The 9,218-nt window shown below is 57.1% G+C and carries 7 protein-coding genes; 4 read left to right on the top strand and 3 right to left on the bottom strand.

All coding sequences use genetic code 11. The annotated features are described in order from the left end of the window. Positions 1-508 (top strand): DUF6784 domain-containing protein (locus VKV29_RS12525; RefSeq protein WP_324201648.1); only part of this gene is annotated, 508 nt, incomplete at its 5' end. 897 nt (positions 509-1,405) lie between these two features. Here VKV29_RS12525 and VKV29_RS12530 read toward each other — a convergent pair. Then, positions 1,406-2,899: a catalase gene (locus VKV29_RS12530; protein ID WP_324201649.1), complete on the bottom strand. Its 1,494-nt coding sequence runs from the start codon at positions 2,897-2,899 to the stop codon at positions 1,406-1,408. Positions 2,900-3,110: 211 nt separating this feature from the next. On the opposite strand from VKV29_RS12530, the gene VKV29_RS12535 reads away from it, so the two are divergent. After that, on the top strand, positions 3,111-4,025 hold the full coding sequence (locus VKV29_RS12535; RefSeq protein ID WP_324201650.1) for a LysR family transcriptional regulator: 915 nt from the start codon (positions 3,111-3,113) through the stop codon (positions 4,023-4,025). On the opposite strand, the gene VKV29_RS12540 is transcribed toward VKV29_RS12535, so the two are convergent. Both VKV29_RS12540 and thyX read right to left on the bottom strand, forming a co-directional pair. Continuing rightward, positions 4,009-5,151, bottom strand: a complete 1,143-nt coding sequence (locus VKV29_RS12540; RefSeq protein ID WP_324201651.1) for a Gfo/Idh/MocA family oxidoreductase — start codon at positions 5,149-5,151, stop codon at positions 4,009-4,011. The two genes, VKV29_RS12535 and VKV29_RS12540, sit on opposite strands and share 17 nt — an antisense overlap. Positions 5,152-5,159: 8 nt before the next feature. Further along, positions 5,160-6,074, bottom strand: coding sequence for an FAD-dependent thymidylate synthase (gene thyX, locus VKV29_RS12545; RefSeq protein ID WP_324201652.1), 915 nt, complete (start codon positions 6,072-6,074; stop codon positions 5,160-5,162). Positions 6,075-7,036: 962 nt separating this feature from the next. Between thyX and VKV29_RS12550 the strand changes: the two genes are divergently transcribed. Together VKV29_RS12550 and VKV29_RS12555 are read left to right on the top strand one after the other, a co-directional pair. Next, positions 7,037-7,939 carry a type II secretion system protein gene (locus VKV29_RS12550; protein WP_324201653.1) on the top strand — a complete coding sequence of 301 codons (903 nt, stop codon included), beginning with the start codon at positions 7,037-7,039 and terminating at the stop codon, positions 7,937-7,939. 154 nt (positions 7,940-8,093) lie between these two features. Beyond that, entirely contained in the window at positions 8,094-8,981 is an 888-nt protein-coding gene (locus VKV29_RS12555; RefSeq protein WP_343217372.1) for a deoxyribonuclease IV, read from the top strand. Positions 8,982-9,218 lie beyond the last annotated feature (237 nt).

A 9,218-nucleotide genomic window follows, 5' to 3' on the forward strand; every position in this document is an offset into this window, starting at 1 on the left:
GCGCCACGTGGCCGCGGTCATTATGGTGGCGATTGTGGTTGGCACGTTTTCCTCTTGGGCCGCCGTCCTCACCTGCTACTATCAGTATGGCGCCGCCACCGCCAAGGTCAACGACTGGCGTACCTACATGGGTAAAGTCCCCTGGACGACCATGAAGGATTGGCTTGACAACCCCGTGCGCCCCAACCTTGCCCGCATGGAGGGGGTGGGTGTTGGCATGTTGGTAACCGCATTCCTCATTTTTATGCGTTCTCGATTCGTGTGGTGGCCCTTTCATCCGATAGGCTTTGCGGTTTCAGGCACGTTTACCATGGCGTGGTTATGGTGTGCTACTTTTGTTGGTTGGCTGTTAAAGGCGCTCATCATTCGGTATGGAGGCATGGGCTCCTATCGGCGCTATCTACCCTTCTTCATCGGGCTTATTTTGGGCGACTACATTACGGGGAGCGTTTGGGCTATTTACGGCTCCATTACCGGCATCCATACCTATCGCTGTTTCCCCATATGAAGGAAAAGATAGGCTATTCGCGGCGCTAGCCACGGCAAAAGCCTTTTGTGCGCAGCATCTCTAAAGGAGGAAAGGCTCAAAGGCGGCTTGCGGCTATAGAGCCAATTCATGGAACAAGTCTGTCTTGTTCGCCCCCTATCCCTTCCTTTCCCCCGATTCGGGAGGTGCTAGCGCACGGCGATGCAGCGGTCTTGCAGACGGCGATGCAGCGGCCAGAGAGATAGACGATGAAGAGAATAAAACAGGCCGCTGAGGGGGAGGGCGTCGGCCTTGAGCGCAGCACTGTCGGCCTTGAAGAGCCGGCGATACGACTGTCATTTCAAGCCAAAGACGAGATGAACAACTGTCATTTCGAGCCGAAGGCGAGAAATCTTGAGTTTCACTTCTCACCCGTTCTGAAGACAAGTGCGTGTGCTTTGAGGGGGTTGGGCTGTAGAAACTGCCAATCTCACAGTTCTAGAGGCAGTTTACAAAGCAAGCTTATCTTGTTCGCCCCCTATCCCTTCCTTTCCCCCTATTAGGGAGAAAGGGGTCGGTTGTGTTGAGTTTCCAAAGGAAAAGATTATCATAGGAAACCGCCAATGAACTTACTGGTCTCCCCTCTCCCTGTAGGGGGAGAGGGTTGGGGTGAGGCTGTAGGGGGTACCCTTGTAGTTACCGCTCCAAACGCCATGCGACCTGATGGGTTCACCGAGAGATGGGTAGTCGTAAGGAACCGAGAGTTCGCTTCTTGGTCTCTTCACTTCCCAATAGGGGCGGAAAGAGACACGGCGAGGCTGTGGTGCTTGAAAACAGAAGCGTCGCTATGTGAAGAGGAAAAAAGCAAACGCCTGCCATCCAAAAAGCCCCCAGCCCCTTCGGGGCCGGGGGAAATAGCAGAGTAGGATCAGGTCTCTGTTAGCGGGCGATAGAGACGCTTACCAGGCCGGGAATTTCGGAGGGGGCAATGCCTAGCTTTTGGGCGACCCGCCGCCCGTAATCTTCATCCGCACGGAAGAAGTGGCCGAGTTGGCGCAACTGCACCTCCTTGCGAGCCTGACTGAGTGCTTTAGCGATGGCCGTGCTCAGCCTCTCGCGTTGCCCCTCATCGAAGAGGCGGTAGAGGTTGCCGGGCTGGGTGTAGTCATCGTGGTCTTTGGTCGAGTCGTACCGATCTACCGTCACATCCCCGATGTACCAGGCCGGTTCCTTATACTCCGGTGCGGGCTGTGGGGTGCCTTCACGGGAGTTGGGGAAGTAGTTGGGTGCTCCACCGTACTCTCCGTGCGTCATAAACCCATCACGTTGGTAGTTTTTCGCCGGGCAGCGCGGGCGATTGACCGGCAACTGATGATAGTTGTTGCCGACACGGTAGCGATGTGCATCGGCATAGCTCATGAGGCGGGCCTGCAGCATCTTATCCGGGCTCCAACTAATGCCCGGCACGATGGCGCTAGGGCTAAAGGCGGCCTGTTCCACCTCCGCAAAGTAGTTTTCGGGGTTTCGGTTTAGTTCCAAGATACCGACCTCGATGAGCGGATACTCGGCATGAGGCCAGACCTTCGTGAGGTCGAAGGGGTTCCATCGGAAGTTCTTCGCCTGCTCGTCCGTCATAACCTGAATGTACATCTTCCAACGCGGGAACTCTCCACGCTCGATGGATTCGAAAAGGTCGCGCTGATGGCTCTCGCGATCCTTGCCGATGATGCGCTCCGCCTCCTCGTCGGTGAGGCATTGAATGCCCTGCATCGTCTTCATGTGGAACTTGCACCATACCCGTTCGCCCTTCTCATTGATGAGGCTATAGGTGTGGCTGCCGTAGCCGTTCATGTGGCGGTAGCTGCGTGGAAGTCCGCGATCGGAGAAGAGGATGGTAACCTGATGCAGCGATTCGGGGCAGAGCGACCAGAAGTCCCACTGCATGTCCATGTCGCGAAGGTTGGTGCGGGGATCGCGCTTTTGGGTGTGAATGAACATTTGGAACTTGTAGGGGTCACGCACGAAGAAGACGGGGGTGTTGTTACCCACGAGGTCCCAGTTGCCCTCTTCGGTATAGAACTTGATCGCAAAGCCACGAACGTCGCGCTCTGCATCGGCTGCACCGCGCTCACCGGCCACGGTGGAGAAGCGGATAAAGATGGGCGTCTGCTTGCCGATCTCGGAGAACAGTTTAGCTTTAGAGTAGCGGGTAATGTCGTTGGTGACGGTAAAGGTGCCGTAGGCCCCGGAGCCTTTCGCATGAACGACCCGTTCTGGGATGCGCTCTCGATTGAAGTGCTGCATCTGTTCGAGTAGCTGAATATCCTGCATAAGCAGAGGGCCGCGCGGCCCGGCCGTGAGGGCGTTTTGATTGTCGCCGATAGGGGCGCCGTCGGCAGTGGTAAGAATGGGGTGTTCCTTGTCTTCGGGCATGTTTTGTTTTGACCTCCTGGTAAATTTTAGAGAAAAGCTCTCTCGGCGACGTCATGGCCGCCTAAGAGCTTTTCGAGTGAGGGGGAAAGCGGGATACTCCAGAATAGGAATAAGCGCTGCGCTCCACGCTTTCGCACCTCATTGTCAGTATAGGACGAAGGAGGTATTATTGTCAAAGACTTTTTTTCTATAGAAACGATAGGCAAAACCTATGGAAATGCACCAACTGCGTTACTTTGTAGCCGTGGCCGAGACGGGGAGCTTTAGTAGGGCTGCGGAGCGATGCTATGTGAGTCAACCTTCTCTGAGCCTGCAGATCAAGAAGTTAGAGGAGGAGCTAGGCCAGCCGCTCTTCGATAGACTGCGTCGTGGGGTGGCCTTGACGGATGCCGGGAAGCTGTTGTTGCCGCGGGCCAAACAGATTTTGCAGCAGGCGCGTGAGGTTGAGGAACAGCTAAAGCGCCAGCAGTCCATAGAGAATGTGCCGCTTGCGGTGGGGGTTTTGCCTACCATCGCGCCCTATCTGCTGCCTCTGGTGGTGGGGCGAATGCTGGCGAGCCATCCACAGTGTCAGCTTCAGATTCGGGAAGACCTAACGGAACGGCTGTTGGAGGCGTTGGTCAACAACGAAATAGACTGTGCCCTTGTAAGCCTGCCGGCGGAGCATGAGCTGGTAGAGATAGAGGTACTTGCCCAGGAGCGGCTCTTACTGGTGGTGCCGAACAGCCCAAATTGGCCTCAGGAGAGCTGTGCGCTAAAGGCGATAGAGGATTTTCCGGTCATTACCCTGCACGAGATGCACTGCTTGGGGCAGCAGATTGACAGCTTTTGCGCGCAGCAGGCGCTCCAACGCCGCATTGTGTGCCGAAGCGCCGAGCTAAGCACGCTGCAGACCTTGGTGGCGATGGGGTTGGGGGTGTCGTTGGTGCCGGAGATGTGCGCGAGTCGGTCGCCTTTGGAGGGCTGTCGGTATCTGCCGCTGGCCGACGAGGGCATTCAACGCGCCATTGTTGTGGCCTGGCGACGCGACCGTTCGCGAGGGCATCTTGCCCGCCATTTCGTGGAGCAGGTGCGAGACGTTCTGCAATCGGGGGCTTTGCGCTATCAGCCTACCCCATCCCTTTAGGCAACGCCTTGCGAACGCCTTGAAAACGGCATAACAGCGCGGCAATGTCGGGAAAGCGACGTAGAGGCAGGCTTACCTTGTTCTGCTCGCAAGCGGATACATAGGCCGCATGAACGGCGTCCAAGGCGACCCGTGCCGTGTGCGGCCCGATCTCCGGTTCTTCCTGTCGGCGCACACAGGCTGCAAAATGCTGCAAGAGGCGCCGGATGCGTATGGCCGAAGGGGAGAGCGCCCGCTCCTCAGGGGTTAGGTCTACGCTCACCCTAGAAGCGTGTTCTCCAACCCGCTGAAGCGTGAGGTAGGGCAGCGGCAGATTCGTCGCCGTGGATGCCCCCACCCCTGCAATAAGCTCGGCGTTGCCGTGGCTGCCGGTGAGGAAATAGCGTTCTTCGGGGCGCACGGAGAGCGTGCGCATGAACTGGTGAATGGATCGGCCATGAGGATGGGTTACGAGCAGGATGGCCAGCGCATCGGCCTGCGCTTTTTTGCCTCTTGGGTGCGGTGTTCCGATCAACTGTGCCATCTCCATGTCTGCGCTCACGGCAAACCCTTCCCCCTGCCACCAGAAACAAAGGTCGAGGCTTTGGCAAGCCAGAAACTGCCAATGCGCATTCCACCCTCCGCTTATGCTATCGCCCGATGGAAGGTCGGTCTCCTGCGGCAACCCCCATGTACAACGCAGTTGCTCTGGGGTACCCAACGCATTTTCCTGAACCAGTTGGTGTAGTTTTCTGAAGGAGGGGTCGAATCGGCGAGGGAGGGCCGGCATAAGCAGTCGGTCGCTGCGCGAGGCCAGCACGAGCAGGTCGTCCATATCGGCGAGGTGTAGAGCGAAAGGCACCTCGGCGAGAACCGGCAGGTCGGCTCGAAGGGCATCCGCAATGGCCTGCGCACGTAAGGCTAGAGGGGTCGTTATCAGCACCGCATCGAGCGGCTGATCGAGTAAGTCCAAAGTATCTGCGCAAACGGTGGGCCGTCCGCCTATTTGCCGCGCCCATATGCGGGCCAGTCGCGGGTCGGGGTCGGTTACGGCCGTCACGCGAAGCTGGGGCGTTGCGACCAATGCAGCATGATAACGCATCCTTGCGATTTCGCACCCGATCACTCCTATTCGTAGTGGCTCCATAGCAGCTCTCATACTTTCCGAAAAGCGGTATCTAGCCCAAAAGTGCCGTCCGGAAAGGCTACAACTTTATAATCCTCAAACAGGATCGGCTCAACGGCTACTAAACAACGATAGACCAGAAACGCCAGCGCTCTAATCTCGATTTCGGCATGAAAGCTGGCGCGCATCTCCAAAAAGTGGCGCCAAGCGCGCGCATTACCGGTTACCACCAGGGGCGCTTCGGTTTCATTGGGCAACAGCGAACGCGCCGCCTGCTGTACCTTCTTGCGAAGATCGGTTTTCATCTCGGCCGAGAGCAGCGGCTGGCCGGCCTGTTGTGCTTCCAACAGCTGCTCGGCCGTGCGCTCATAGTCGGCTGCAGCCCGGTCTATACGCTCCAGAAATTCGGCGTGGAGCGCCGGATTTTGCTGATATTCAGGCCGTTCCACAAACCGCAGAACACGCCCCGACACGTAGCGTTGCGATATTTGGGAATAGGAGAAGTGGCGATGGCGCACCAGTTCGTGGGTAACCGAGCGGCTAATGCCGTAGCAGAGCAGGCTGAAGTTGGCGTGTTCAAGCACGCTGCCATGCCCCGATTCTTTGATGTTGTCGAAATAGCGTTTAACATCTCGGTTCCAGGTTCGTTTTGGGCCGAAGGAAGCATAGCAAAGCTGCCCGGCCGTTTTGCAAAGCTGGGTTCCCGGGTCAAGCTGCACTGGGTCTTGCAGATAGGTGGCAAAGCCCAAATCGGGGTCAAAGCCCTGCAGAAAAGGCGCCAGCTCCCCTATCTCCGTTTGTGTGCGCCCGATAAGTATCACTCCAGGATGGCATAGATAGGGTGTTCCCTTTGCGGTATGGCAAACCCGCGAGTGGATAGCCGGAAACCCTTTTTCTGTGCCCGATATGGGTATTTCGCGCCAGTCTGTGTGCCCTTCGGCCAACGTAGATGCTCCTCAATGCTGCCGATCTTGCCCTGGATGCGGGTCGGCATGTTGCACATAGCAGTGTGTTGTATCCCCATTGTTGTACCCCAATTTTGGGGGGCATCGAACCGACCTCTATAAGGACGCAAGTTTATGTATTAGCCCCCACCTCCTGTCTCCGGCCCGATGAGCCACCTCGCGCCTGTAGGGGCAGGCACAAGGCCTGCCCCGAAATGGCACTATCATAAATAGGGTAACCACAAGGGTTGCCCCTACTGCCCTATCCCCTCACCCCATTGAGGCGAGGGCACCTCGCGGTGGGCGCCTCAAGGCCGACGTCCTCCCCTTCAAAGCACACATCCTTGTCCTCAGAACGGGTGGGAAGTGAAATTCAAGATTTCTCGCCTTCGGCTCGAAATGACAGTCGTATCGCCGGCTCTTCAAGACCGACGGTGCTGCGCTCAAGGCCCCCACCCCCCGCCCCTCCCCCTCTTAGGGCGAGGGCAGACCGGTAAGCTTATCGGCGGTTTCCTTTGATAAGCTCTCCTTAAAAAACTAACCAAAACCGCCCCCTTTCTCCCGAATCGGGGGAAAGGACGGTATAGGGGGCGAACAAGACAGGCTTGCTTAACTCATTGTCTCTAGAGTCGTAAAACTGTCAGCCTCTACAGCCCCACCCCCTTCCCCCTCCCCCTACAGGGAGAGGGGCTGACCACCTCAGCGGCCCGTTTTATTCCCTTCATCGTCTATCTCTCTGGCCGCTGCGTTGCCGTCTGCTAAGACCGCTGCGCTGCTGTCTGCAAGACGAAAGGAGGGGATAAGGGGCGAGCAAGATAGGCTTGCTCTGTAAACTGCCTCTAGAACCGTAAGACCCTATGACCATCCCACGCGGTTTGAGGCCTGTGTTGCCTGCAGGAGAGCGATGTAGTAACAGATAATCTATTTGTAGCATTCCTGCCGGTGCGCACGGGAGGGCAAAAATGAAATCACTCACTCCTCGCTTTAAAGGAAAGCACCTTCTGAGGGCGTTTAGCCTCATCGAGCTTTTGGTAATTGTGTCTATTATAGCCATACTAGCGTCGCTTCTGGCGCCTGTGCTGGCGCAGGTGCGCGAGCAGGTGCGCAGCACCCTTTGTCTCTCTAATTTGCGCCAGCTAGGAATGGGGGTTATGCTCTATGCAGAGGACTACGACGCCATGTATGCCAGCCCCGGATACCTGCCGGGCACCTGGCCGATGGATTTGCATCAGCCCTATCTCTCCTCAGGATGGCGCGTTTGGGTTTGTCCCTCCGATACCCTTGCGCGCGTTTGGGATGGTTCCATCTACAGCCCCTCGTTCCTGCGCCGCACCAGCTACATTTGGAACGCCTATGTTTTTCGTGGCGACCCTTCGGATTGGCGTCATGCCATCTCCTCTACCGCCGTGCCCACGCCCAGCACTTTGCCTGTATGGGGTGAGGGCTATGCCAATCCCGGATGGGTTGCCGATGCCACACCTCTCACCGATCCCTCCGCGCAGGATGCCTACATTCATGATGCCTACGGCGACAATCTAAACACCCTGCCCAATGACCCCTTCGCCGCTCGGTGCCCCTATCACCCGCTCTATTTCGGCACGCGCCCGCCGGATAGACGCCATAACGGAGGCGGGAACTATGTGTTTAGTGATGGCCACGCACACTGGCTCTTCCCAGACGATTTTCGCGTGGCGGCTCTCTACGCCTCGGGAGGACGTATTGTGGACGACCGAACCGATCCCTTCGTTACCAATGGAGCGCGCATGGCCGCGATCTCAGGAACGGCGCTATGCCCGGTGTTCTGCTGCCCGCGCAATTTCGGCATGCCCCCCGGCGATGGCGAGCGCCCTTGGTTTCGTCCCTAGCGCTCCTGCCTTGACAGGCTCTTGATGAGGTGCTAAAATAGGCAAATCGTGCATCGAGAAGGTTGCTTTTTTATGATGCTGAAGGATAACGATGAGCGATAGCGCTCCTGAGAGCCTGCGCGTAGGCTCCAGCAATGAGTTGGAAGCGCAGCCGTTGCCACGGCTCCTCGGCGCCCATATGCCCACCTCCGGCGGGCTGGCCAACAGCCTCATTAACGGAAAGGCCATAGGATGTACGGCCGTGCAACTTTTTACCAGCAGTCCACGCCAATGGTCAAATCCTCCCCTTACCTCCGAAGAGATCGAGGCCTTCGAGGCCGCCAAAGAGCAGACCCAAATCTCCTTCATTATCGCCCATGATTCCTATCTTATCAACCTCGCGGCACCGGCTGCAGACGTGCTAGAGCGCTCGCGAAGCGCCTTTCGCCATGAGCTTGACCGAGCGGAACAGCTCGGTTTACTGTGGGTGGTTACCCATATGGGTGCCCATTTGGGGCAGGGCGAAGAGGCCGCCATGCAGCGTTTGGTGGAAAGCTTGATCATGATCTTGGAGGCTACCGACGCAGCGAACTATCGGGTGGGCATTGCGCTAGAGACCACTGCAGGGCAGGGCACCGGTTTGGGGTGGCGATTTGAACAGCTTGGAGCCATCCTTGAACAGGTTGGGCCTCACCCTAGGCTTGGAGTCTGCATGGATACCTGCCATATCTTTGTGGCCGGTTACGACATTCGCACGCCGGAGACCTATGAGGCCACCATCGCCGAGTTCGATCGTCTGGTGGGGCTGCATCAGTTGAAGGTGCTGCACATCAACGATGCCAAGAAGGGGCTTGGAAGCCGAGTGGATAGGCACGAACACATTGGGCAGGGCGAGATAGGGGATGCCGCTTTTCAGCGTCTGCTAACCGACCCGCGCCTTCTCAACGTGCCGGCCCTAATAGAGACACCGGAAGCCGAGACCATGCACGCGATGAATCTGCGCCATCTCCGCCAACTTATCCTCGGCTGTTCCTTGGAGGAAGGGGAACCTAGGGCATCGTAAATGTCACCGAATATCCTGGCGGGATCGGGTGATAAGTTGCCCACCGATTGCGTAGTGAAGGTTGAGATAGGAAAACCCATACTTAAGAAGGGGACAATGGGTAGAATTTTGTATCCATCTTGGAGAAACTTACCTCTATCGCTATCCGTAGATTAGAGTTATACAGAGAGACCACCCGTTTTGTAAGCGGCGTAAGCAGCGATAACCCTGTGGTATCGAGGAGATTGTAAAACCCAT

Origin of the sequence: Chthonomonas sp. (assembly GCF_035294165.1) — a bacterium.
Lineage (GTDB): Bacteria > Armatimonadota > Chthonomonadetes > Chthonomonadales > Chthonomonadaceae > Chthonomonas.

Coding starts and splice junctions, on each gene's coding strand:
- VKV29_RS12535 (WP_324201650.1), top strand. CDS start 3,111: ATGGAAATGCACCAACTGCGTTACTTTGTAGCCGTGGCCGAGACGGGG.
- VKV29_RS12530 (WP_324201649.1), bottom strand. CDS start 2,899: ATGCCCGAAGACAAGGAACACCCCATTCTTACCACTGCCGACGGCGCC.
- VKV29_RS12550 (WP_324201653.1), top strand. CDS start 7,037: ATGAAATCACTCACTCCTCGCTTTAAAGGAAAGCACCTTCTGAGGGCG.
- VKV29_RS12540 (WP_324201651.1), bottom strand. CDS start 5,151: ATGGAGCCACTACGAATAGGAGTGATCGGGTGCGAAATCGCAAGGATG.